This is a genomic window from Synechococcus sp. HK01-R (assembly GCF_014217855.1).
Lineage (GTDB): Bacteria > Cyanobacteriota > Cyanobacteriia > PCC-6307 > Cyanobiaceae > Synechococcus_C.
In genome coordinates this window covers 1,282,900-1,304,005 of the sequence record NZ_CP059059.1, presented here as the reverse complement: position 1 = coordinate 1,304,005, position 21,106 = coordinate 1,282,900, and the positions used below count along the sequence as shown (strand labels likewise).

The window sequence follows — 21,106 nt, the reverse complement described above, 5'->3', positions numbered from 1 at the left end:
CGCGTCCCGCACGGCACCAGGGGCGCCCATGGCGGCCCCACCCTCATCCAGCGATCCGGGCACCATGCCCACGCTTGAGGTGCTCGTCCGCATCGCCAATGAACGGGGGCACTCCGATGTCCACCTCGGGGTGGGAGAGGTGCCCCGCTACCGGTCAAGGGGTGAAATGATCTCGACCGACTGGCCGATTACAGACCACAAGCACTTCCAGGGCTGGCTGCAGGAGGTCCTCACGCCGCATCAGATCGATGCCTTTCATCGCAGCAAGGAATTCGATGGTTCCCATGCCTTTCCCTTCGTACGGGTGCGCATCAACCTTCTCGATTCCCTGCGCGGGCCAGCGATGGTGCTGCGTCTGATCCCCCAGAGGATCCTGAGCCTTGAAGAGCTGCAGCTCCCGGCGGTGCTTCGGGAACTCGCCTCGAAACCGAAGGGACTGGTGCTGGTCACCGGCCCCACAGGGTCGGGCAAAAGCACCACCCTGGCCGCAATGATCGACTGGATCAATCGCCACCAGACCCGCCACATCCTCACGATCGAAGATCCAGTCGAGTTCGTGCATGAAAGCCGCCAGTCGCTGATCCGCCATCGCGAAGTGGGGCAACACACGCTCACGTTTCAGAACGCTCTACGCGCCTCCCTCCGGGAGGACCCGGACGTCATTCTTGTCGGCGAGATTCGTGACCGAGAGACCCTCAGCACCGCTCTGGAGGCCTCTCAGACGGGCCACCTGGTGTTTGGGACCCTGCACACCAATTCAGCGGTCAAAACCGTTGAACGCGTGCTCGGCATGCACCCCCCGGAAGAACAGGAGAGCGTGCGTCGCGCCCTTTCGGAAGCATTGCTGGGGGTCATCGCCCAAGGGCTGATCCGCACCACCGATGGCAAGCGGGCCGCCTATCACGACATCCTCATCAACACCGATGCCTGTCGCGATTACATCCAGCGGGGGGCCCTCGACGAGGTGGAGGAGATCATGGCCAGGAGCGGCTTCGATGGGATGGTCACCATCAATCAATCGCTTCAGGCCCTGGTCGATTCGGGTCGTGTAGGGGAACCCGAGGCGGTGGCGGTGAGCCTTCGACCGAACGAACTGGCCCAGGCGCTCAGAGGCCGTAGCTGAAGGACGGGTCCTCGATCAGGAGTGGGAGCCGCCGACCACACGCAGGATCAACAACAGGGCAATGCCCACGGACAGGCCAAGCATCGCCAAGCGTCCGTTCCAAAGTTCCGCCTGGGGCGTAAAGCCACGACGCCAAGCGTTGAGCTCACCACCAGCCACCGTGCTGGGCCCAGGTCCGCCAGCGTCAGTGGAGGAATGATCCTGCTCAGAAGAAGCGGAATCAGGTCTAGGTGCTGATGCCATGACTCCGCTGCGGTGAAAGAAAGTCTAAGGACGACGGATCAGAACGGTGGTGGCGAAGCCATGAGGGCATCCGCATCCTCCAGCGGCCAGCGGGCTGCCACGCCGAGGCCAAGGCGACTGGCCGCAGTGGAGCGTTGCAGGCGCTGGAGCGCTGCCGCTCCCACCATGGCGGCGTTATCGGTGCAGTAAGCGAGCGGGGCGATCTGCACCGAGACCCCCAAGGCCTGGCCCCGGTCGGCCATGAGTGCACGCAGACGACGGTTGGCGGCAACCCCACCGACCATCACAAGGCGATGAAGCCCCTGGTCGCGGCAACAGCGCAGGCTCCGTTCCACCAACACATCGGCTACCACCTGTTCGAAGCTGGCCGCGAGATCAGCCCAGGGAGGCTCGGCGCCATCGGCGCGGCAGGCCTCCACCTGCCGCAACATCGCCGTCTTCAAACCGCTGAAGGAGAAGTCATAGGGGTAATAGCCACCACCGGGTTTCGACACCCGACCCTTGGGCAGCTGAAAGCTGGAGGAATCCCCGGCCACTGCCAAGGCCTGGATCGCTGGCCCACCTGGATAGGAGAGACCCAGAAGGCGGGCCACCTTGTCGAAAGCCTCGCCAGCAGCGTCATCGTGGCTGCGGCCAAGCCGATGCATGCGCCCCTCTAGATCCACCCGGATCAGCTCCGTATGACCACCACTCACAAGCAACACCAGGTAGGGAGGCTCCGGCGGAGCCTCCCCAAGGGCAGCGGATGCGAGATGAGCCTCCAGATGGTGAATGCCTAGAAATGGCAATCCGTGGAGAGCCGCCAGGGTGCGCGCCGTGATCGAACCGACCATCAGCGCCCCCACGAGCCCGGGAGCAACAGTCGAGGCCACTGCATCCAGCGCATCCATGGAGAGCCCCGAGGACGCCAGCGCTTGCTCGACAAGAAAGGGCAACGCCTCCACATGCCTTCGCGAAGCGATCTCGGGCACCACCCCACCCCACTGGGCATGCTCCTCCACCTGGGAGCTGATGCCGTGGGCCAGAACCTCGATTCCTAGGTCTGTCTGCCGCACGATGGCGGCGGCCGACTCGTCACAACTTGTTTCGAGGGCCAGCAGTGTTGTCATCCGGTTGGTCAGCCTCCCCTACTGTCCGCTAGTGACATCCTGCCGTCTGGGGCAGGCCCAACCAGGAATCGATCCGATGCGTCGTCTCTTTGCCCTTGCGCTTTCGGCCCTGCTCGTTTTCGGCTTCGCCCCCGTTGCCAAGGCTGATGTGGCAGGTCTCACCCCCTGCGCTGAAAGCGCCCGCTTCCAGCAGCGTGCTGCGGCAGCCACCACCCCCCAAGCCAAGGCTCGTTTCGAGATGTACAGCGAGGCTGTGTGCGGTGACGATGGCCTGCCTCACCTGATCGTTGATGGTCGCTGGAGCCACGCCGGTGATTTCGTGTATCCCGGCCTGATGTTCCTCTACATCGCAGGTTGCATCGGCTGGGCCGGTCGCGAATACCTGAAAGCCACCCGCGGAACCAAGGAGCAGTACACCAAGGAGATCCAGATTGATCTCCCCCTCGCTCTGAAGAGCTGCATCGCCGCGGCCACCTGGCCTCTGGCTGCCTTCGGCGAGCTCACCAGCGGCAAGCTGCTGGAAAGCGACAACAAGGTCACCGTCTCGCCCCGCTGAGATCTCCGTTTTTATTCCATCCAAGCGCCCTGATCCGATGCAGAAATTCCTCACCACCGCTCCCGTCGTTGCCGCGATCTGGTTCACCCTGACCGCCGGCATCCTGATCGAGTGGAACCGATTCTTCCCCGATCTTCTCTTCCACCCGATGGGTTGATCGCCCTCCGAGGCATCGAGCCAATCCCATCACGATGAAAGGAGGGTGAAGACCCTCCTTTTTTCATGGCTCACTCAATGGCTGTCCATCCTCAATAGCTGTCCATCCTCAATAGCTGTCCATCCTCAATGGCTGTGCATCCCCATCAGCCGCTCAAGCTCGGACAGAGCCTTGTCCAGATCAGCATTCACCACCACGGCATCAAATTCCGACTGAGCGTCCAGTTCCTCACGGGCCCGCGCTAGTCGGCGCTGAATCGCCTCCTCGGCCTCTGTTCCTCGCCCACGAATCCGCCGCTCCAGCTCCTCCAGGCTGGGAGGGGCAAGGAAAATCTGAAGCGCATCTGGAAGGCTGCGTCGCACCTGGCGGGCGCCCTCAAGCTCAATTTCCAGCAGCACTGGCACTCCCTCAGCTAGACGCTCCTGCACCGGCTGCCGGGGAGTTCCATAGCAATGTCCTGCAAACTCCGCCCACTCGAGTAAGCCGTCGGCTTGCACCAGGGCATCAAACGCGGCCCGACTGTGGAAGAAGTAATGAACCCCCTCCTCTTCCCCCGACCGCGGCGATCGGGTGGTGGCGGAAACGGAGAGCCAGAGATTGGGATGGCGCTCCCTCAGACGGGCCACCAATGTGCCCTTACCGACACCACTGGGCCCGGTGAGCACCGTGAGCCTGGCGGATGTGTCAGGGGGGACCATGGATTGCTTCCGATCGACCCGCAGGGTAGGAAGGCATCCGCTCGGCAGAACTCGGCCGCCGCCATGGTCAAGCCCTTTCCGCTCAGTGCCTCGCCCCAGGTGATGGACCTCACAGCTCTACGGGCTGTTCTGAGCGACCTACGCGGACGCATCCTGCCCAGCCGCTTTGAGAAGGCCCAGCAGCCAGACGCCCATGGTCTCCAGCTGGGCTTTCGCACGCTGAAAGGCATGGTGTGGCTCGAGCTGAGCTGGCAGGCCGAGCTGGCCAGGCTGGTGCAGATCCCCCCCCCTCGGCGCGAAGGCAGTGGCAGCACCCTGGCGCAACAGATCCAGCACAGCCTGAAGCAGCTGGCTCTCGTCAGCCTCATGCAGGACGGATTCGAACGGGTGGTGCGCTTCGGATTCGCGCCACGTCCTGGAGCTGAGATCCAACGCTGGCTTGTGTTGGAGCTCATGGGCCGCCACAGCAATCTGATGCTTCTCGACGAACAGGAGCGAGTGATTGCCCTGGGGCGACAGGTTCGTGATCACCAATCCAGGGTCAGACCGATCAGCACCGGTGATCCCTACCTACCGCCCCCACCGCTGCAAGGAATCCCTCCATCGACGCAGGAGAGTTTCGAACGCTGGCATGAGCGTCTGATGCTGCTGCCGGTTCCCCTCGGGGATGCTTTACGCCAGAGCTACCAGGGCATCAGCCCCGCCCTGGCACGGCAACTGGCGCATGACGATCCAGAAGTGTCGAAGCAGCGCCTCAACCAATCGGTGCAGGAGCTCAGCGAGCCTGAATGGCGTGCTCTGCACAGCCGCTGGCACAGCTGGCTGAGGCAACTGGAGGATGAGCACTTCCAGTTACGGATCGATCGTGCGGGCCGTTACCAGGTCTGGTCAGGGGAGGAGGGAGCCAATCCGGTGGCTGAGGAGCCGCTCAGCCTCCGCCTGGGACGGCACTACCGGGACCAACTGGAACGCCGACAGTTGGAGCAGATCGCCAGAGAGCTGCGACAAAGCCTCGACCATTGGCGGGAGCGGGAGGAGCGGCAGCTCGCAGAGCAGTTGCTGAAGCTGAAAGAAACCGAGCAGGCCTCCGCCCTGCAGCATCAGGCTGATGCTTTGCTCTGCCTGTCGGAACCGAAGCGCACACAAATCGATGAAGCCCAGAAGCTCTATCGGCGCGCGCGCAAGCTCCGCCGTGCGGTTCCCCAACTTGAAGAGCGTGAACGGCACCATCAGCAGCGATTGCAGCTGATTGAAGGCAGTGATGGCTTTCTCGAGGATCTCCTCACAGCCAGCTGGGACGGAGCCCTCGAGCGGGTGGCACGCCTGAAGGAACTGAAACAAGAGCTGGAGGAGCTGCTTCAGCCACGCCAACGCAGCAAGCGCACGGGCTCCCCCCAGCGTCGGGACGGCAGCCCGGAGCCCCTGGAACTGCGCAGTCCCGCTGGCCTCACCATTCAGGTCGGTCGCAATCACCGCCAGAACGATTGGATCAGCCTGCGCCAGGCACGGCCAGGGGACCTCTGGTTTCACGCCCAGGAATGCCCAGGCAGTCATGTGGTGCTCAAGGCTTCCACAGGCCTCGCCGGCGAAGCGGACCTGGAGCTGGCCGCCGATCTGGCCGCCCTGTTCAGCCGTGCCCGGCGGAACCGCAAGGTGCCTGTGGTGATGGTGCCAGTGGAGCAGCTGCAGAGGATCGCTGGCGCCGGCCCCGGCACGGTGCGTCACCGAGGCGGAGCCGTGCGCTGGGCGGAGCCGGAACGGGCGGAACAGCGACTGAGCGCCGGAGAACTTCTAGCCTGACCCCAGCCAGAACCTGCCCTCCTGAGCCCCGTCGACCCGAACGAGCCCAAAGCCGCGGCAGCCTCCCCCCAGGCTCCCCCTCCGCCCATTCGGATCAGCAGGCCTGCGGCTGAGCTGCCCGGCGATGTGGAGATGCCGCTGACGGATCACCTGGAGGAGCTGCGCCAGCGGGTGCTGAAAAGCCTGCTGGCCGTGGTGATCGCAGCCCTGGGATGCCTGGTGGCGGTCAAGCCTCTGGTCCGCCTTCTCGAAGCGCCGGCGGGGTCGATTCACTTTCTGCAGCTAGCTCCCGGTGAATTTCTGTTCGTATCGTTCAAGGTGGCTGGTTACACCGGTCTCACCCTGGCGCTGCCCTTCGTGCTGTATCAGGGCCTGGCCTTCGTACTTCCAGGGCTCACAAGGAAGGAGCGACGACTGATCGCGCCGGCAGTGGCGGGATCAGCTGTGCTGTTCTTGGCCGGTCTTGCCTTTGCCTGGTGGGCCCTGGTGCCGGCAGCGCTTCGCTTCCTTGTGAGCTACGGCGCTGATGTGGTCGAACCCCTGTGGTCGATTGAGCGCTATCTCGATTTCGTGCTTCTGCTGATGCTGGCGACCGGTCTGGCCTTTCAGCTGCCTGTGCTCCAGCTGCTGCTCGGTCTCTTCGGCCTGATCACCTGGAAGCGAATGCTGGCGGCCTGGCGATGGGTCGTGCTGGCAGCAGCCCTCGCCGGCGCCGTGCTCACCCCGTCCACAGACCCGATCACGATGCTGCTGCTGGGAGGAGCGATCACCGCCCTGTTTCTTGTCGGCGTTGGACTGGTGGCCGTCACCCAGGGCTTCAAAGCAGAAACTCTTCCAGACGCTCAGCCCCCTGCAGCTGAAGGCTGAGTGCCTTGCCAAGCCGGGGACGATCCCTGGTGTTCTCCAGCCAGGTGCGCACGGCATTGGCTTGGGCCAAGCGATTGACCACCTCGATAACCTCAGCAAGGTGCTCCCGATAGGCCGCTTCATCGAGGGGAAACGATTGCTGTTCCAGGTAAGCCCACATCACCTGGACATAGAGCCGACCCTGGCGAACGACCAACTGAAGGTCGTAACTCGCTTGCCAACGCTGGCGTAAACAGCCGATCACCTCCTCGACCGTCAGAGGCTCAGGGGGACTGGAGGGAGTTGCTTCAAGCACGGAAACAGGCCGTCAACACACGTTAAAGCCCAGTCGTTGCAAAGCGTGATGGGCACTTCAACGTCCATAATGGTCGCCATTCAGTGACGGTTGCCTCCGCCATGACCCAAGCCTCCTCGAGCGATGTGCCCGGAATGGGTCGTCGGCAGTTCATGAATCTGCTGACCTTTGGATCTGTGACCGGTGTTGCGCTCGGCGCGCTCTACCCAGTGGTGAACTACTTCATCCCGCCCCGGGCGGCAGGTGGCGGCGGCGGCACCACGGCCAAAGACGAGCTCGGCAACCCGATCACCGCGACCGGCTGGCTGAGCAGCCACCCCAGCGGTGACCGCAGCCTGGTGCAGGGCCTCAAAGGCGATCCCACTTATCTGATTGTTGAAGGCGACGACGCCATCGGCAGCTACGGAATCAATGCCATCTGCACCCACCTGGGCTGCGTTGTGCCCTGGAACAGTGGCGCCAACAAGTTCATGTGCCCCTGCCACGGCAGCCAGTACGACGCCACCGGCAAGGTGGTGCGTGGTCCCGCTCCCCTGTCCCTGGCCCTCGCCAACGTCAGCGTCGATAACGACAACGTGTTCGTGAGCCAGTGGACCGACACCGACTTCCGCACGGGCGAGAAGCCCTGGTGGGTCTGATTCGTTCAGCGCTTCCTCCCTCTCTCCCGTCTCCCTGCTCTGATGCGTCGCCTCCTCTCCCCTCTCCTCGCCGCTCTGATCGTCGGCGTTTCCGTCTTTACCGCTCCGGCCGCCAGCTGGGCCTACCCCTTCTGGGCTCAGCAGAACTACGCCAGCCCACGGGAAGCTACCGGCAAAATCGTTTGCGCCAACTGCCACCTAGCCAAGAAGCTCACCCAGGTGGAGCTCCCCCAGTCCGTGCTGCCTGACACCGTCTTCACCGCAGCCGTGAAGATTCCCTACGAGCAGGGCCTGCAGGAAATCGGCGCCGATGGCAGCCAGGTTCCTCTGCAGGTTGGTGCCGTTGTGCAACTCCCGGACGGTTTCACCCTGGCTCCCCAGGATCGCTGGACCGACGAAATCAAAGAAGAGACCGAAGGCGTCTATTTCACGCAGTACAGCGACGACCAACCCAACATTCTTCTCGTTGGTCCTATCCCCGGTGACCAGCATCAGGAGATCGTCTTCCCGATCCTCTCCCCTGACCCTGCTGCCGACAGCAACATTCACTTCGGCAAATACCAGGTTTTCGTGGGTGGCAACCGCGGACGCGGTCAGGTCTATCCCACCGGTGAAAAGAGCAACAACACCATTTTCACCGCTCCTGCAGCAGGCACCATTAGCGCCATTGCCCCTGGCGAAAACGGCGCCAGCATCGTCACGATCCAAGCAGCTGACGGCAGCACAACCGACGAAACCATCCCTGTCGGCCCAGAGCTCATCGTTGCCGTGGGTGACCAGATCGAAGCAGGTGAAGCTCTGACCAACGATCCCAACGTGGGTGGCTTCGGCCAGATGGACGGTGAAATCGTTCTTCAGAACCCTGTTCGCATCTACGGTCTGCTTGCCTTCTTCGCCGCGGTTGCACTGGCCCAGATCATGCTGGTCCTCAAGAAGAAGCAGGTGGAGAAAGTTCAGGCCGCTGAGGGCGTCTGATTTCCGTGTCATTCCTCGCGATGTTCACATCACCCGGGCCCGAGCTGTTCCAGCTCGGGCCTTTTGCCTTGCGCTGGTATGGCCTGCTGATTGCGCTCGCCGTCCTGATCGGTCTCAACCTCTCCAGCTGGTTAGCCCGTCAGCGAGACCTGGAACAAGGACTGATCAGCGACCTACTGCCGATCCTGGTGTTGGCGGCCGTTATTGGCGCCAGGATTTATTACGTGGCCTTTGAATGGCGCAACTATCAAGGCGCCTGGTGGGAAGCGTTCGCCATCTGGCGTGGAGGTATTGCCATCCATGGTGCGCTGCTAGCGGGCACCATGGCCGTGATCCTGTTCTGTCGATGGCGGCGGCAGTCGTTCTGGGATGTGCTCGATGTACTGGTGCCATCCGTTGCCCTGGGCCAAGCGATCGGCCGCTGGGGCAACTTTTTTAACTCGGAGGCCTTTGGCGTACCCACTGATCTTCCCTGGAAGCTGTTCATCGCCTATCCGCAACGCCCGGCCGTCTTCGCTGATGCCGATTACTTCCATCCAACGTTCCTGTACGAATCAATCTGGAACCTGCTGGTGTTCGCCCTGCTGATGAGCTTGTTCCTGCAAGGACGAAAGCGGCGCATCAATCTGCCGGCGGGAGCGCTCAGCTGCGTTTACCTGCTGGCCTACAGCATTGGCCGGGTCTGGATTGAGGGACTCCGCATCGATCCGCTTTGCCTCGGAGGTCAACCACCCTTCTGCGATGGAGGCTTGCGCATTGCCCAACTGATGAGCCTTGCTCTCATGGGACTTGCCGCTGTTGGGCTCTGGTGGCTGTATGGACGCAAACGGGCCTTGCCCGATCTTGGCTCCGCTCGACGGGGAGATCCGGCATGAACAGCTCCGTCTCACCCAACCCTGCGCAGGTTTCAATCGTGGGTGCCGGACCGGGTGCTCCCGATCTTCTGACCCGAAGAGCCGAGGATCGCCTGCGGGCTGCAGAGGTGCTGATCTGGACCGACTCCTTGGTCTCACCGCAGATTGCAGCCCTGGCTCCAGAGAGATGCGAACGAATTCGCACCAGCACTCTCACGCTTGAAGAGGTGCTGCCACTGATGATCGAGCGGGCCCACGCAGGCCTGCGGGTCGTTCGCCTGCACGATGGTGATCCCTGTCTTTATGGAGCCCTCGCTGAACAGGTCTGCGGCCTTGCCGATGCAGGCATTGACGTGGACGTGGTGCCAGGCCTCAGCGCCTATCAAGCCACCGCTTCAGCGCTGAGTGCTGAGCTGACCATCCCCGGGTTGGTGCAGACCATCGTGCTCAGCAGAGCCGGGGGACGCACTGGTGTTCCAGAGCGGGAGCAACTCGCCAACCTGGCCCGCCTGCAAGCATCCCTTTGTCTTTATCTGAGCGCCCGCCACGTCGATGAGGTGCAGGCCACTCTGATGGAGCACTACCCCGCCGACACCCCGGTCGCCATTGGCTACCGCGTCAGCTGGCCCGATCAGTGGCTTCAGGTGGTCCCACTCCAAGAGATGGCAACCGTCTCGAAACAACGGGACCTCATCCGCACCACGCTCTACGTGGTCAGCCCTGCCCTCAAGGCCCAGGGGCAGCGATCCAAGCTCTATTCGCCAGACCACGACCACCTCTTCCGCCCGGGGCGTTGAAGCCCAGATTCACCTGCCGGTGGTAGTTTAAGATTCGCTTGTGCGGGCGATTAGCACAGTGGTAGCGCACTTCCTTCACACGGAAGGGGTCACTGGTTCGAATCCAGTATCGCCCATCTGAACGCTTGTCCTGATGAACTGACAAGTGTTGCCATTCGGACTAATGTCCGGTCTAATGTCCGGTCGAATAATTGTTTAACCCAGATGGGACCGGAGCAGAGTGAGCCGATCTCTCTGAAGCCGAGCCACGGCTCCGAGCAATCGATCTCTCCTTTGGAGCTGGCGGGTCAAGTCCTGCGGCGTGCACGTGAAGCCAAAGGGCTGACCATTCATCAGCTTGCCGCCTCTCTCCACATGGGAGACGAGCAACTCGAAGCCCTAGAGGCAGCTCAGCTCGACAATCTGCCCGAGCCGGTCTTCATCAAGGCGATGGTGCGTCGGGTGGCGAGCAAGCTGGGGATCGACCCGGAGCCCTTGGTGCAGGGACTCAGCAGCAGTCCGAGGCTGAAAACCTCCACGGCAAGCCGTTGGGACACCCAGGAAACCCAAGACGCAAAAGCCCGCCCGAATCTGCTGCTGCCCCTCTCAGGGCTGGCAGCGCTGGCGGCTTGCCTGCTGGCAGCGTTTCATCTTGATCAGCTGGGGCCGATCGCCAGAAAGTTCGCCGCGATGCCCAGCGCTCCGGAACCCAAAGCGCAACCGCAGACCGTCTCCGGAACGGAGGAAGTCTCCGCTGAACCATCACCCCCAACCTCGACAGCAAGCCAATCGATCGTTGTGCGCTCACAGGAGCCCAGTTGGGTGGTGATCCGTGATGGTGAAGGTGGTGTGTTGTTCGAGGGGACCCTGAACACCAGCAAAACCTTCAATGGGGAGCGGGGGCTTGAGATCTACGCCGGCCGGCCTGATCTTGTGTCAACAAGCCAGGAGGGCGTCAGCCAGGCGGGGACGCCGCTCGGGACCATTGATCAAGTGCGTTGGTACCGCGTTACTGCCGCACCGTCACGTTCAAAGCAAGACCTGTAACCTCACGGAGCACTGGCTCACAGCTTTCCAGGCTCCATTGCTCCAGGCTGATGTTTTGATTCAGCCGCTCCGGGACCAGTTCCAGACTCAAGACACGCCCGGACAAGTCCGCCCGAATTGAAGCCACCACCGGTTCAGGACGACGATCAAGGGCAGCCGCAAGACGCAGCAGCAGTGCCATCTCCGACACGGTGGTTCGGTTGTCCCTCGACTGCAGAGCTTGCCAAGCCTCGTGGCGTTTCTTCGGCAAGCTGCGGCGGTGGTAACGAGCGATCGCAGCCACCATCAGATGCTCGGCTTCTGAATACCCGAGCAGCTCCCCATGGCGAATCAGATACCAAGAGTGCTTGTGATAAGCACTCAGGTTGATGTGTTGGCCGCAGGTGTGGAGCATCGCCGCAGCCCAGAGAAGGTCGCGCCCAGCACCACCGTCTTGATGCAGCTGACCGCCCGTCGAGTCATAGAGGCTCAGAGCATGGGAAGCCACCCGCTCCGCCCGCAGCTGATTGACAGCAAAGCGCTGCACCTGATGGATCACCGTGCGCTGACGGATGCTGCTCTGGAAGCTGAACCGGTCCTCAAGCAATCCATGCCTGAGCATCCAATCCACAATCAGACCCTCGCGCAGGGCCCGCTCACTGAGCACCATCTCGTCAACCGCCAGCATCTGCATGGTGGTCTGGAGAATCAAGGCCCCGGGAACAATGATTTCCGCGCGACGGTCATTGATCGGGGCCAAAGCGCGACGCTGTTCCGGAGTCATCGAAACCAGCTTTTCCACAACCCGGTCCAGCCGCTGGCGTGAAATCCGGTAGCCATGCAGCTTGAGGGGAGGACGCTCCTCTTCATTGGCAGCCAAGGCACCGATCGCCATCGCCGTGCCGCTGGTGGCCACCATCACGGGGGTCTCCCCTGGCTTAATCCGCCTCCTCACCTTGTCGACTGCAGGCTCAAGGGAGCCCTGAATGAAAGCCTGCAGAAAGGCCCGGCGCTGGGCCGGAATCGGATCATCTTTGACGAAATCGCGCTGCAGGCGAACTGCACCGACGCGGGTACTGGTGAGGGCCCGGGCATCACGCCCATCCGCCAAGATCAACTCGGTGGACCCCCCCCCGATATCAAGAAGTAAGTGGGGGCGATCGCCGAAGGGCATGCCGGAGAGCACCCCCAAATAAATCAGTCGAGCCTCCTCCGGCCCGCTGACCAGATCCACATCCAGGTCCAGCTCATCCTTAATTTGCTGGAGAAAGTCCCGCCCGTTTGGCGCCTCGCGAACGGCACTGGTGGCCGCTGTGACGATCTGCTCCACTTGATGGCTGGAAGCCAACTCCCGGAAGCGTCGGAGGGTCTCGAGGGCGCGGGTCATGGCCCCATCAGTGAGGTGACCGCTGTCAGGGTCCCGCTCACCGAGACGGGTCGTTGATTTCTCCGCAAGCTCAACGCTGAACGTGCGCAGGCTCGGATCCACCGCCGCCACGAGTAAGTGGGTGGAGTTGGTCCCGATGTCGATAGCCGCCACCCGGCGAATCCGACGGCCATGACTCTGCAGCCCCTGAGCGCTTTCCGTCATCTCCACTCCTGGGGGCTCCAACTCGTGCAGCGCGGTGGGCTCGGCAGCCGCCATGAAGCACCGGGAGAGCAAACCGCACCACTTTGCCACCGCCTAAGGTTTTGCAGCTGCTCAGCGCTGTGACCGGCCCGACCTCACGCCCGGCTCTCACCCCCTGGGTTCAACTGCTTCGCTGGAACAAACCGAGCGGAAGGCTGATTCTGCTGATCCCTGCGGGCTGGAGCCTTTGGTTGTCTCCTGCGGGACCACCTCCTGCATCGCTTGTGCTGTTGATCCTGCTGGGAGGTCTGAGCGTGAGCGCTGCAGGCTGCATCGCCAATGACCTCTGGGATCGACGCTTCGACAGGGAGGTGGCCCGGACCCGAGAACGCCCCCTGGCCCAGGGAATGATCCCGCTGCAAGCCGCCTTCGTCGCCCTCGTGCTGCTGCTGCTTCTGAGCCTGCTGGTGGTGCTGGCTCTCCCTGACCGGCATCGCCTCACCTGCCTGGGGCTGGCGCTGTTGGCCCTGCCGCCCATTCTTCTGTACCCCTCAGCCAAACGCTGGTTCGCCTATCCCCAGATGGTGCTGGCCCTTTGTTGGGGCTTTGCAGTGCTGATTCCCTGGGCAGCCACCGGTGCTCCGCTTGTCGGATCGATCACCCTCGTGGGCTGCTGGCTGGCCACGCTGCTCTGGACCTTTGGCTTCGACACGGTGTACGCCATGGCGGATCGGACGGATGACGCCCGGCTCGGCCTGCGCAGCAGTGCTCTCAGTCTTGGGCCGCACTGTGTCGTCGCAGTGCGCTGCTGCTACGCCCTGGCGGCACTCAGTCTGGCCTTCGCGGCCTGGGGCGCTGGACTCGCTGCTGGTTTCTGGCTCTGCTGGTTTGTGGCAGCCATTGGCATGGAACGATCCACCAAAGGCCTGCGCAGCACCCAACCCCAGCCAATGGCCATCTACGGCACCCACTTCCGCCATCAGGTGTGGCTCGGCTCCTTGCTGCTGCTGGGGGTGATCCTCGGCAGGATCGGTTGAGCGTTGCGGAGATCCCTGGTGCCGACTCGCGGATCCAGTCAGCTCACCCCACCCCTTCAAGCCGGTGATGCTGTGGCTGTGGTGGCGGCCAGCTCAGCCATCGACGATGCGAGCCGACTGCAGGAGGGGCTGGAGCTCCTCAGCTCCTGGGGCCTTCAGCCTTTGCCTTGGGATGCCAGCAAGCGACGCTGGGGCTACCTGGCCGGCACGGATGATCAGCGCCGGACGGATCTGAACCCCAGCCCGACAGCCCCACTGCTGGCCTGCGCCCGCGGCGGCTGGGGCGCTGCCAGGTTGCTGGAAGAGCCCATCCGATGGCAACCGGGCTGGCTGCTTGGCTTCTCCGACGTGACAGCCCTGCTTTGGGCGCGCTTGGCAGCAGGCATCGATGGAGGAATCCATGGCCCATTGCTCACCACCCTCGCGGGAGAGCCGCTCTGGAGTCAGCAACGTCTACAGGATCTTCTGTTCGGGCGTGCGCTGCCCGATCTCCGGGGGGAAACCTGGAGCGCAGCGTCTGTGAGCACGGGTGCAGTCCGAGGACCGCTCGTGGCGGCCAATTTGACCGTGGCCACTCACCTGCTTGGCAGCCCACACGTTCCTGCCCTGCAGGGGGCGATCCTCGTGCTGGAAGATGTGGCCGAGGCCCCCTACCGCCTCGATCGCATGCTCACCCAATGGCGCTTGCTGGGGTTGCTGCAGAAGCTTGGCGGTCTTTGCTTTGGCCGCTTTAGCGATTGCAACGACCAAGATCCCGAGCGCGGCGGCTTCAGCCTCGAGCAGGTCCTGCGGGAGCGCTGCAGCGACTTGGGCATTCCTGTGCTCAGCGGACTGCCCGTGGGACATGGCCCAGGGGGGAATGCGGCCTTGCCGATGGGGCGGCTCGCTGAACTCGATCCCGCCCAGGGCTGTCTCAGACTGCTCTAAGAGCCAGAACCGCCTCCGCGACGGTGAGATCGAAGGGAGTCGTGACTTTGATGTTGGCGGGTCCAGCATCAAGCACCTGCACGTGCCATCCCAAGCGCTCAAAGAGGGATGCGTCATCCGTCACGCTCCATCCCCTCGCCAGGGCCTGGCGGTGTCCCTCCCGGAGCTGCTCAACCGCAAACCCTTGGGGGGTCTGGGCGGCCCAGAGCTCCGAGCGATCAGGTGTGTCAAGGATCAAGCCTTCTGTGTTGACCCGTTTGATCGTGTCGGTCACGGGGGTGGCCGCAATCACCGCATCACCCGACTCCACTGCAGCCGCACAGCGATCGAACAAAGAGGGCTCCGCAAGACAGCGAGCTCCGTCGTGAATCAAGACATGGGTGGCTGCTGCCGGCAGGGCCGCCAACCCTCGCTGAACCGACTCCTGTCGGGTGCTGCCCCCCTCGATCCAGACCACCGGCTTAGCGACACCTGCCATCAAAGGGGCGATCTCAGCACGATCCACCGGCTGACCGACAAGACCAATCCAGGCAATCGCCTTGGCTGCCAATGCAGCCTCCAAGGTCCAAGCCAGCACCGGTCGACCGGCAAGGGGCAGGAGCAATTTGTTGCGGTCTGCGCCCATGCGACGACCACTCCCGGCGGCGGCGATCAACAGATGCACAAGCGACTCCTGCAACAGGCAGGGTGAAACGTCCTCCATACAATCAGCACGCAACGACCTGTGACGCTGGTTCATGCGCGTTCTCGCCCTCAGTCCAGGGACCGTTCAGCAGCAACTCGAACGGCTGCCGGCCTTGGCGAGCCTTGCCGAGCAACTCGATGCGACGCTTCAGGTGGCCTGCCCTGCCAGGTCCCGCCAGGTCTGGAGCCTGCTGCCGGCGGTGGACAAGGTGATCCCCTTCGAATTTGAGGCGGGCTCGACCCTGGCCGACTGGGCCAACCTTCTCGGATCCGTGCGCGAACCGGATTTCCAACTCAGCCTCAACTTCGCCGAAGGCCGTCAGGTGAACCTGATGCTCTCCATGAGCCACATCCCCACGCGGGTGGCCACGAGCGGCTTCTCCGCTACGACCACCGCTCGTCCTGGCGAAGGCTGGCTCGCCCAGCGTCAGGAGGGCTTCCTTCAGGCCATCGGCCTGAGCCTCAATGCAGAACGCTTCCGCCTGTCACTGCCAGCCAAAGCCCTTGAGGAAGCGCGGAGCCGCCAGCCAGCCGGAGATGGTCCGCTGCTGCTGTTGGCGGCAAGCGGAATCAGCAGTGACTGGCCCCCCGAGCAATGGCAGCAGCTGCCGGAAACGATCCGCTCAAAACTGGCCAGTCTGCGCACCGTCGTGCTTCCACCTGGCGGATCTGTGACGTCGAGGGCCGCTCAGGTTGCCAGCGCCGATGTCGTGCTCAGCAGCTGCCCGATCACCCAACTCCTTGCCGTCTATAGCGGAGTGCCGCTCGTCGCCCTGGGAGCGGACGCAGACCAACTGCCCAGCCGAGAAGGTCTGCGGGTGGTTCAAGCCCCAGCTGGAGGGCTGACCAACCTCACCCCGCAGGATGTCCTGAACGCCCTGGGCTTCTGATGCCCAGCCAACGCCGCGGACCAGGTCATCCGTCGCGACGGCATCGGAGCCCGCTCCAACCGAGGCTGCGGATGCTGGCCCGACCTTGGCGCCTGCCGGTGCTGGCGCTTTCGGCGGTGATCTTGGCGGGTGCCGTTGGTTATCGCATCACCGAGGGCTGGGACTGGGGTGACTGCCTCTGGATGGTGCTGATCACGATCAGCACCATCGGTTATGGGGAGGTTGAACCCCTCTCGCAGGCTGGGCGGCTGGTGACGGTGCTGATCATCGCTGGCGGTGTGGTGGTCGTGCAGCTCTCGATCCAACGGGTGCTCGGACTGACAGAATCGGGCTACTTCCGACAGGTTCGCGAACTTCGTTTCCGCCGGGTTCTGCGTCGCATGCATGATCACGTGATCCTCTGCGGCTACGGCCGCATCGGCCGGGAGATCGGAGCGCAGCTCCAGCTCGAGAATGTTCCGGTGCTGGTGGTGGAAATGGATCCGGAACGCCGGCAAGCCGCTGAGGACAGTGGCCTTCGGGTGCTTCAGGCGGATGCCACCCTCGATGAGACCCTCCTGGAAGCAGGCCTGGAACGCTGCCGCAGCCTGGTCGCGGCCCTGCCCAGCAATGCCGCGAATCTCTATGTGGTGCTCAGTGCCCGAGGACTGGAGCCCAATTGCCGCCTGATTGCGAGGGCCGACAGCGAGGAATCGGCCGCCAAACTCCGGCTGGCGGGCGCCAGCGTTGTGGTCAGTCCTTACGTCGCTGGCGGCCGGATGATGGCGGCCACAGCCCTGCGGCCACTGGCGGTGGATTTCATGGAGCTGCTGGCCGGATCCGATTGCGAGATCGAGGAATTTCGACTCAGCCGTGATCCACTTCTGCTTCACAACCTGCCAGGGAGGAGCCTGGCAGAACTGGAACTCGGTCGGCGCACCGGCGCGATGGTGATTGCAATCCGTGATGGTGGACGACTGATCGCCAATCCGGGCGGTGATGTGACGCTTCAACCTGGCCAACTTCTGGTGGTGCTCGGCAGCAAACAGCAGCTCTGCGAATTGCGTGACCTCCTGGGCGAAGCCGTGGACATGGTCGAGACGATGGGGCGTTAGACACCGCAGCTCAGGGGGCTGGATCCGGGTGCTGCCTACGATCAGCCCCGGTTCTTCCCTCCATCGAGGCCTCGCCCATGAGTTCGCCCGCTCCCATGACCGGCCAGACAGCGATCGTGACCGGTGCCAGCCGTGGCATTGGCCGGGCTGTGGCCCTGACTCTCGCTGAAGCCGGAGCGGACGTGGTGGTGAATTACGCCAGCTCTCCTGATGCCGCAGAGGCTGTGGTGGCTGAGATCACTGCAGCAGGAGGCAAGGCCTATGCACTGCAGGCCAACGTGGCTGACGAGGAGGCTGTTGAGGGGCTGATCAAAACCGTGCTGGAACGCAGCGCCCGTATCGATGTGCTGGTGAACAACGCGGGCATCACCCGCGATGGACTGCTGATGCGCATGAAGACAGAGGACTGGCAGGCCGTGATCAATCTCAACCTCACCGGCGTCTTCCTTTGCACCCGCGCCGTCACCCGACCAATGCTGAAACAGAAGAGCGGCCGGATCATCAACATCACCTCCGTTGTGGGGCTGATGGGGAATGCCGGCCAGGCCAACTACGCCGCTGCGAAGGCTGGAGTGGTCGGACTGACCCGCAGTGCCGCCAAAGAGATGGCCAGCCGGGGAATCACCGTGAATGCCGTGGCCCCCGGTTTCATCGCCACCGACATGACGAAGGATCTGAATGCCGAGGGCATCCTTGCCGCCATTCCCCTCGGCCAGTTCGGTACCCCTGAGCAGGTGGCCGGTGCCGTGCGTTTCCTAGCGGCCGATCCTGCCGCTGCTTACATCACCGGCCAGGTGCTTCAGGTCGATGGCGGCATGGTGATGGGCTGAACCATCGATCGCTGAGTGACGGGAGCTCAAGACTCCAAGGGCTGGCCAAGTTCATCCCGCAGGCGACGGATCCGCTGCAGCAGTCGCAACCTGCGGCTGCGGGCAGTGGCGGTCAGAAAAATCCTCAGCGGCACGTAAACGAGGGCCATGGCGCCAGCCAGACCCGCCATCAACACGAAGAAGAGGGTCCCTGATTCATTCATTCCCGGACCATAACGAGCGACAACCAAGCGAGCACGATTGAAACGGCCTCGATTCGGCTTTCCCCACCAATCCGCGGATTCGAATGGTTCCCTCCCTGTGGGACATTGACCTGCGGGTATCAGACCACCATGGCCAAACTTCTACGTTTTTCGGATGACTCCCGTGCCGCCCTCGAGCGGGGCATGAATGCTCTCGCCGATGCGGTGCGCGTGACGATCGGCCCGCGTGGGCGCAATGTGGTGCTCGAGAAAAGCTTCGGCGCACCCGACATCGTCAACGACGGCGACACGATCGCCAAAGAAATCACCCTCGAGGATCCGTTTGAGAACCTCGGAGCCAAGCTGATCCAGCAGGTGGCGGCGAAAACCAAAGACAAAGCCGGTGACGGAACCACCACGGCGACCGTGTTGGCCCAAGCCATGGTCGAGGAGGGCCTGCGCAATACGGCAGCTGGCGCCAGCCCGATCGAGCTACGTCGTGGCATGGAGAAGGCCGTCGCTCAGGTGGTGGCCGGCCTTCAGCAGCGCAGCCAGAGCGTCTCCGGTTCTGCCATCCAGCAGGTCGCCACCGTCAGTTCCGGTGGTGATGAGGAAGTCGGCCGCATGGTGGCTGAAGCCATGGAGAAAGTGAGCGTCGACGGTGTGATCACTGTCGAAGAATCGAAGTCCCTGGCCACCGAGCTGGAAGTGACTGAAGGCATGGCCTTCGATCGCGGCTATTCCTCCCCCTACTTCGTCACCGATGGCGACCGTCAGGTGTGCGAATTTGAGAATGCACTCCTGTTGCTCACCGACCGCAAAGTGAGCGCCGTCGCCGACCTCGTGCCGGTGCTGGAGACCGTGCAGAAGACCGGCTCCCCGCTGGTGATCCTGGCCGAGGAAGTCGATGGAGAAGCCCTCGCCACTCTGGTGGTCAATAAGAACCGCGGTGTGCTCCAAGTTGCGGCAGTCAGGGCCCCCTCCTTTGGCGAGCGCCGCAAGGCAGCCCTTGCGGATATCGCAGTGCTCACGGGCGGCACGGTCATTAGTGAAGACCGGGCCATGACCCTCGACAAGGTGACCATCGCAGACTTGGGCCGAGCCCGTCGGATCACGATCACCAAGGAGAGCACCACGATTGTGGCCAACGATGACCACCGGGACGCCGTGGCAGCACGGGTGGCATCCATCCGCCGTGAACTGGAGAACACAGAGTCTGAGTACGACCGCGAAAAGCTGAATGAGCGGATCGCCAAGCTGGCCGGTGGCGTGGCGGTGATCAAGGTGGGAGCCCCAACGGAAACGGAGCTCAAGAACAAGAAGCTGCGGATCGAGGATGCCCTCAATGCGACCCGGGCTGCCGTGGAAGAAGGCATCGTCGCTGGAGGCGGTTGCACACTGCTCCAGCTCTCCCGGGAACTGAATGCCCTGGCGGATCAACTCCTGGGTGATCAGCGCACCGGCGTGGAGATCGTGCAGAGGGCCCTGTCTGCTCCCCTGCGTCAGATCGCCATCAATGCCGGCGCAAACGGTGATGTGGTGGTTGAAGAGGTGCTCCGCAACAACCTTGGCTTCAACGCCATCACTGGAGCCTTCGAAGACCTGCTTCAGGCAGGCATTCTCGATGCGGCCAAAGTCATTCGCCTCGCCCTCCAGGATGCGGTTTCCATCGCCTCCCTCCTGATCACCACCGAGGTGGTGATCGCCGACAAACCAGAACCTCCGGCACCCCCGGCTGGCGGCGGCGATCCCATGGGCGGCATGGGCGGCATGGGAGGAATGGGCGGCATGGGAGGAATGGGCATGCCCGGAATGATGTGATTCAGAGCTCAGAGGTAATGCACCAGCCGAGCATGCAAACGGCAGACCGTGAGCGCTTCCCGAGGGGGGCGCTTGCACAGTCTTCCGAGCTCTGCATTAAGCGCTTGCAGTTCTCCCATGGGTAGACCTGCAATCGGCATCCCCAAAAGCACCCCTCCAAGCAGGAGTGGCGCAAAGAAACGATGACCCATCGCCCATCTCACGCGTCTTGACCCATTCTGAGCACGCAACAGGATGGGCAGGTCGCTTTTATTTCGGCCCTCGCTTGCCTAGGGCATTGCAGTACCCACGCACCTGAAGATCAACACCCGTGATCGCCGTGCCCACGACTACCAAGTCGGCTCCAGCGTCAAGGGCCTCCACGGCAGCATCGGCTGACGCTATACCACCTTCACAAATCAAGGAAACAGTCTCAGGCAGCTTCTCTCGCAAGGGCGCAAGCAGATTGAATCCAGGCGGTCGACAGCTCTGGGTCGCTTCCGTGTAGCCATACAACGTGGTTCCGACCCAGTGAAATCCCATGGCTGCAGCCCTCAAACCGTTGTCCACACTGTCGACATCGGCCATCAGAGGGGCATCCAGCTCAGATCGGGCCCTCTGCACGAGGTCAGCCAGCTCCTCCCCATCGGGTCGCTGTCGCTCGGTCGCGTCGAGGGCAATCACATCGGCACCAGCCGCCCAGACGGCACGGATTTCCTCCCAGCGAGGGGTGATGTAAACACTGCTGCCCGTAAAGGTGCGTTTCCAGAGGCCAATGATCAGCGCTTCAGGGCAGCGGCGACGGACGGCACCGATGTGCTCCGGACTCTCAAGGCGAACGCCTACAGCGCCGTTATCGAGACTCGCTTCAGCCATGGCTGCAATCACATCCGGATGGCGCATGGGCGAACCTTCCGGCGCCTGCACCGACACGATGAGGCCACCGCGCAAGGTTGCCGGATCAGGAAAAGCCAT

The 21,106-nt window shown here is 63.0% G+C and carries 24 protein-coding genes and 1 tRNA gene; 17 read left to right on the top strand and 8 right to left on the bottom strand.

The features are described from left to right. Positions 1-28 precede the first annotated feature (28 nt). Positions 29-1,123 carry a type IV pilus twitching motility protein PilT gene (locus H0O21_RS06815; protein WP_255440925.1) on the top strand — a complete coding sequence of 365 codons (1,095 nt, stop codon included), beginning with the start codon at positions 29-31 and terminating at the stop codon, positions 1,121-1,123. A 15-nt stretch (positions 1,124-1,138) separates the two neighbouring features. On the opposite strand, the gene H0O21_RS13385 is transcribed toward H0O21_RS06815, so the two are convergent. Beyond that, positions 1,139-1,366: a high light inducible protein gene (locus H0O21_RS13385; protein WP_255440924.1), complete on the bottom strand. Its 228-nt coding sequence runs from the start codon at positions 1,364-1,366 to the stop codon at positions 1,139-1,141. 38 nt (positions 1,367-1,404) lie between these two features. Continuing rightward, positions 1,405-2,475, bottom strand: a complete 1,071-nt coding sequence (gene tsaD, locus H0O21_RS06805) for a tRNA (adenosine(37)-N6)-threonylcarbamoyltransferase complex transferase subunit TsaD (protein WP_185189145.1) — start codon at positions 2,473-2,475, stop codon at positions 1,405-1,407. A 76-nt stretch (positions 2,476-2,551) separates the two neighbouring features. Between tsaD and H0O21_RS06800 the strand changes: the two genes are divergently transcribed. Together H0O21_RS06800 and psaJ are read left to right on the top strand one after the other, a co-directional pair. Continuing rightward, positions 2,552-3,031, top strand: a complete 480-nt coding sequence (locus H0O21_RS06800; RefSeq protein ID WP_131594871.1) for a Photosystem I reaction center subunit III — start codon at positions 2,552-2,554, stop codon at positions 3,029-3,031. 37 nt (positions 3,032-3,068) lie between these two features. Continuing rightward, positions 3,069-3,188, top strand: a complete 120-nt coding sequence (psaJ, locus tag H0O21_RS06795) for a photosystem I reaction center subunit IX (protein ID WP_007101790.1) — start codon at positions 3,069-3,071, stop codon at positions 3,186-3,188. Positions 3,189-3,313: 125 nt separating this feature from the next. Here the strand turns inward: psaJ and gmk are convergent, their stop codons facing one another. Next, on the bottom strand, positions 3,314-3,886 hold the full coding sequence (gene gmk, locus H0O21_RS06790; protein ID WP_185189144.1) for a guanylate kinase: 573 nt from the start codon (positions 3,884-3,886) through the stop codon (positions 3,314-3,316). Between the two features lie 63 nt (positions 3,887-3,949). On the opposite strand from gmk, the gene H0O21_RS06785 reads away from it, so the two are divergent. Beyond that, a complete protein-coding gene (locus tag H0O21_RS06785; protein WP_255440923.1) occupies positions 3,950-5,686 on the top strand; it encodes an NFACT family protein in 1,737 nt (578 codons plus the stop codon). Positions 5,687-5,818: 132 nt separating this feature from the next. Continuing rightward, positions 5,819-6,553 carry a twin-arginine translocase subunit TatC gene (tatC, locus tag H0O21_RS06780; RefSeq protein ID WP_131594869.1) on the top strand — a complete coding sequence of 245 codons (735 nt, stop codon included), beginning with the start codon at positions 5,819-5,821 and terminating at the stop codon, positions 6,551-6,553. Here the strand turns inward: tatC and H0O21_RS06775 are convergent. Continuing rightward, positions 6,504-6,848 (bottom strand): DUF3067 family protein, encoded by a 345-nt coding sequence (locus H0O21_RS06775; protein WP_131454598.1) that lies wholly within the window; start codon positions 6,846-6,848, stop codon positions 6,504-6,506. The two genes, tatC and H0O21_RS06775, sit on opposite strands and share 50 nt — an antisense overlap. Before the next feature lie 101 nt (positions 6,849-6,949). Between H0O21_RS06775 and petC the strand changes: the two genes are divergently transcribed. The 6 genes from petC (at position 6,950) to H0O21_RS06745 (ending at position 11,138) form a co-directional block, all read left to right on the top strand. Beyond that, the gene (gene petC, locus H0O21_RS06770) at positions 6,950-7,486 is read left to right on the top strand and encodes a cytochrome b6-f complex iron-sulfur subunit (protein WP_131454599.1); all 537 of its coding nucleotides are present in this window, start codon (positions 6,950-6,952) and stop codon (positions 7,484-7,486) included. Between the two features lie 42 nt (positions 7,487-7,528). Continuing rightward, entirely contained in the window at positions 7,529-8,461 is a 933-nt protein-coding gene (gene petA / locus H0O21_RS06765; RefSeq protein WP_131454600.1) for a cytochrome f, read from the top strand. Between the two features lie 20 nt (positions 8,462-8,481). Beyond that, positions 8,482-9,336 carry a prolipoprotein diacylglyceryl transferase gene (gene lgt, locus H0O21_RS06760; RefSeq protein WP_185189143.1) on the top strand — a complete coding sequence of 285 codons (855 nt, stop codon included), beginning with the start codon at positions 8,482-8,484 and terminating at the stop codon, positions 9,334-9,336. Beyond that, positions 9,333-10,112, top strand: coding sequence for a precorrin-4 C(11)-methyltransferase (cobM, locus tag H0O21_RS06755; protein WP_185189142.1), 780 nt, complete (start codon positions 9,333-9,335; stop codon positions 10,110-10,112). The genes lgt and cobM overlap by 4 nt, the downstream gene beginning before the upstream one ends. A 44-nt stretch (positions 10,113-10,156) precedes the next feature. Further along, positions 10,157-10,228, top strand: a tRNA-Val gene (locus H0O21_RS06750). Between the two features lie 88 nt (positions 10,229-10,316). Next, entirely contained in the window at positions 10,317-11,138 is an 822-nt protein-coding gene (locus tag H0O21_RS06745; RefSeq protein ID WP_185189141.1) for a helix-turn-helix domain-containing protein, read from the top strand. On the opposite strand, the gene H0O21_RS06740 is transcribed toward H0O21_RS06745, so the two are convergent. Next, positions 11,101-12,708, bottom strand: coding sequence for a Ppx/GppA phosphatase family protein (locus H0O21_RS06740; RefSeq protein ID WP_255441188.1), 1,608 nt, complete (start codon positions 12,706-12,708; stop codon positions 11,101-11,103). The genes H0O21_RS06745 and H0O21_RS06740 overlap by 38 nt on opposite strands. A 119-nt stretch (positions 12,709-12,827) precedes the next feature. Between H0O21_RS06740 and H0O21_RS06735 the strand changes: the two genes are divergently transcribed. Both H0O21_RS06735 and H0O21_RS06730 read left to right on the top strand, forming a co-directional pair. Then, entirely contained in the window at positions 12,828-13,724 is an 897-nt protein-coding gene (locus tag H0O21_RS06735) for a 4-hydroxybenzoate polyprenyltransferase (protein WP_185189139.1), read from the top strand. Positions 13,725-13,739: 15 nt separating this feature from the next. Next, positions 13,740-14,651: an LD-carboxypeptidase gene (locus H0O21_RS06730; protein WP_185190915.1), complete on the top strand. Its 912-nt coding sequence runs from the start codon at positions 13,740-13,742 to the stop codon at positions 14,649-14,651. On the opposite strand, the gene ispD is transcribed toward H0O21_RS06730, so the two are convergent. Further along, complete coding sequence (ispD, locus tag H0O21_RS06725; protein ID WP_185190914.1) at positions 14,638-15,315, bottom strand: 2-C-methyl-D-erythritol 4-phosphate cytidylyltransferase; 678 nt, start codon at positions 15,313-15,315, stop codon at positions 14,638-14,640. The two genes, H0O21_RS06730 and ispD, sit on opposite strands and share 14 nt — an antisense overlap. Before the next feature lie 73 nt (positions 15,316-15,388). On the opposite strand from ispD, the gene H0O21_RS06720 reads away from it, so the two are divergent. The 3 genes from H0O21_RS06720 to fabG all read left to right on the top strand — a co-directional run bounded on the left by H0O21_RS06720 (position 15,389) and on the right by fabG (position 18,149). Further along, positions 15,389-16,225, top strand: a complete 837-nt coding sequence (locus H0O21_RS06720) for a glycosyltransferase family 9 protein (RefSeq protein WP_185189138.1) — start codon at positions 15,389-15,391, stop codon at positions 16,223-16,225. Between the two features lie 71 nt (positions 16,226-16,296). Further along, positions 16,297-17,319: a TrkA family potassium uptake protein gene (locus H0O21_RS06715; protein ID WP_240789216.1), complete on the top strand. Its 1,023-nt coding sequence runs from the start codon at positions 16,297-16,299 to the stop codon at positions 17,317-17,319. A gap of 77 nt (positions 17,320-17,396) precedes the next feature. Continuing rightward, positions 17,397-18,149, top strand: coding sequence for a 3-oxoacyl-[acyl-carrier-protein] reductase (gene fabG, locus H0O21_RS06710; RefSeq protein ID WP_185189137.1), 753 nt, complete (start codon positions 17,397-17,399; stop codon positions 18,147-18,149). 26 nt (positions 18,150-18,175) lie between these two features. Here the strand turns inward: fabG and H0O21_RS06705 are convergent, their stop codons facing one another. Next, positions 18,176-18,352 (bottom strand): hypothetical protein, encoded by a 177-nt coding sequence (locus H0O21_RS06705; protein ID WP_131454608.1) that lies wholly within the window; start codon positions 18,350-18,352, stop codon positions 18,176-18,178. A gap of 129 nt (positions 18,353-18,481) precedes the next feature. Here H0O21_RS06705 and groL point away from each other — a divergent pair, with 129 nt between their 5' ends. After that, positions 18,482-20,152, top strand: a complete 1,671-nt coding sequence (groL, locus tag H0O21_RS06700; RefSeq protein WP_185189136.1) for a chaperonin GroEL — start codon at positions 18,482-18,484, stop codon at positions 20,150-20,152. A gap of 249 nt (positions 20,153-20,401) precedes the next feature. Here groL and H0O21_RS06695 read toward each other — a convergent pair whose 3' ends face one another. Next, entirely contained in the window at positions 20,402-21,106 is a 705-nt protein-coding gene (locus H0O21_RS06695) for an N-acetylmannosamine-6-phosphate 2-epimerase (protein ID WP_185189135.1), read from the bottom strand.

Bases quoted from the DNA above. Each gene is read 5' to 3' on its own strand.
- H0O21_RS06815 (WP_255440925.1), top strand. From the start codon at position 29: ATGGCGGCCCCACCCTCATCCAGCGATCCGGGCACCATGCCCACGCTT.
- H0O21_RS13385 (WP_255440924.1), bottom strand. From the start codon at position 1,366: ATGGCATCAGCACCTAGACCTGATTCCGCTTCTTCTGAGCAGGATCAT.
- tsaD (WP_185189145.1), bottom strand. From the start codon at position 2,475: ATGACAACACTGCTGGCCCTCGAAACAAGTTGTGACGAGTCGGCCGCC.
- H0O21_RS06800 (WP_131594871.1), top strand. From the start codon at position 2,552: ATGCGTCGTCTCTTTGCCCTTGCGCTTTCGGCCCTGCTCGTTTTCGGC.
- psaJ (WP_007101790.1), top strand. From the start codon at position 3,069: ATGCAGAAATTCCTCACCACCGCTCCCGTCGTTGCCGCGATCTGGTTC.
- gmk (WP_185189144.1), bottom strand. From the start codon at position 3,886: ATGGTCCCCCCTGACACATCCGCCAGGCTCACGGTGCTCACCGGGCCC.
- H0O21_RS06785 (WP_255440923.1), top strand. From the start codon at position 3,950: ATGGTCAAGCCCTTTCCGCTCAGTGCCTCGCCCCAGGTGATGGACCTC.
- tatC (WP_131594869.1), top strand. From the start codon at position 5,819: ATGCCGCTGACGGATCACCTGGAGGAGCTGCGCCAGCGGGTGCTGAAA.
- petC (WP_131454599.1), top strand. From the start codon at position 6,950: ATGACCCAAGCCTCCTCGAGCGATGTGCCCGGAATGGGTCGTCGGCAG.
- petA (WP_131454600.1), top strand. From the start codon at position 7,529: ATGCGTCGCCTCCTCTCCCCTCTCCTCGCCGCTCTGATCGTCGGCGTT.
- lgt (WP_185189143.1), top strand. From the start codon at position 8,482: ATGTTCACATCACCCGGGCCCGAGCTGTTCCAGCTCGGGCCTTTTGCC.
- cobM (WP_185189142.1), top strand. From the start codon at position 9,333: ATGAACAGCTCCGTCTCACCCAACCCTGCGCAGGTTTCAATCGTGGGT.
- H0O21_RS06745 (WP_185189141.1), top strand. From the start codon at position 10,317: ATGGGACCGGAGCAGAGTGAGCCGATCTCTCTGAAGCCGAGCCACGGC.
- H0O21_RS06740 (WP_255441188.1), bottom strand. From the start codon at position 12,708: ATGACGGAAAGCGCTCAGGGGCTGCAGAGTCATGGCCGTCGGATTCGC.
- H0O21_RS06720 (WP_185189138.1), top strand. From the start codon at position 15,389: ATGCGCGTTCTCGCCCTCAGTCCAGGGACCGTTCAGCAGCAACTCGAA.
- H0O21_RS06715 (WP_240789216.1), top strand. From the start codon at position 16,297: ATGCTGGCCCGACCTTGGCGCCTGCCGGTGCTGGCGCTTTCGGCGGTG.
- fabG (WP_185189137.1), top strand. From the start codon at position 17,397: ATGAGTTCGCCCGCTCCCATGACCGGCCAGACAGCGATCGTGACCGGT.
- H0O21_RS06705 (WP_131454608.1), bottom strand. From the start codon at position 18,352: ATGAATGAATCAGGGACCCTCTTCTTCGTGTTGATGGCGGGTCTGGCT.
- groL (WP_185189136.1), top strand. From the start codon at position 18,482: ATGGCCAAACTTCTACGTTTTTCGGATGACTCCCGTGCCGCCCTCGAG.
- H0O21_RS06695 (WP_185189135.1), bottom strand. From the start codon at position 21,106: ATGGCTTTTCCTGATCCGGCAACCTTGCGCGGTGGCCTCATCGTGTCG.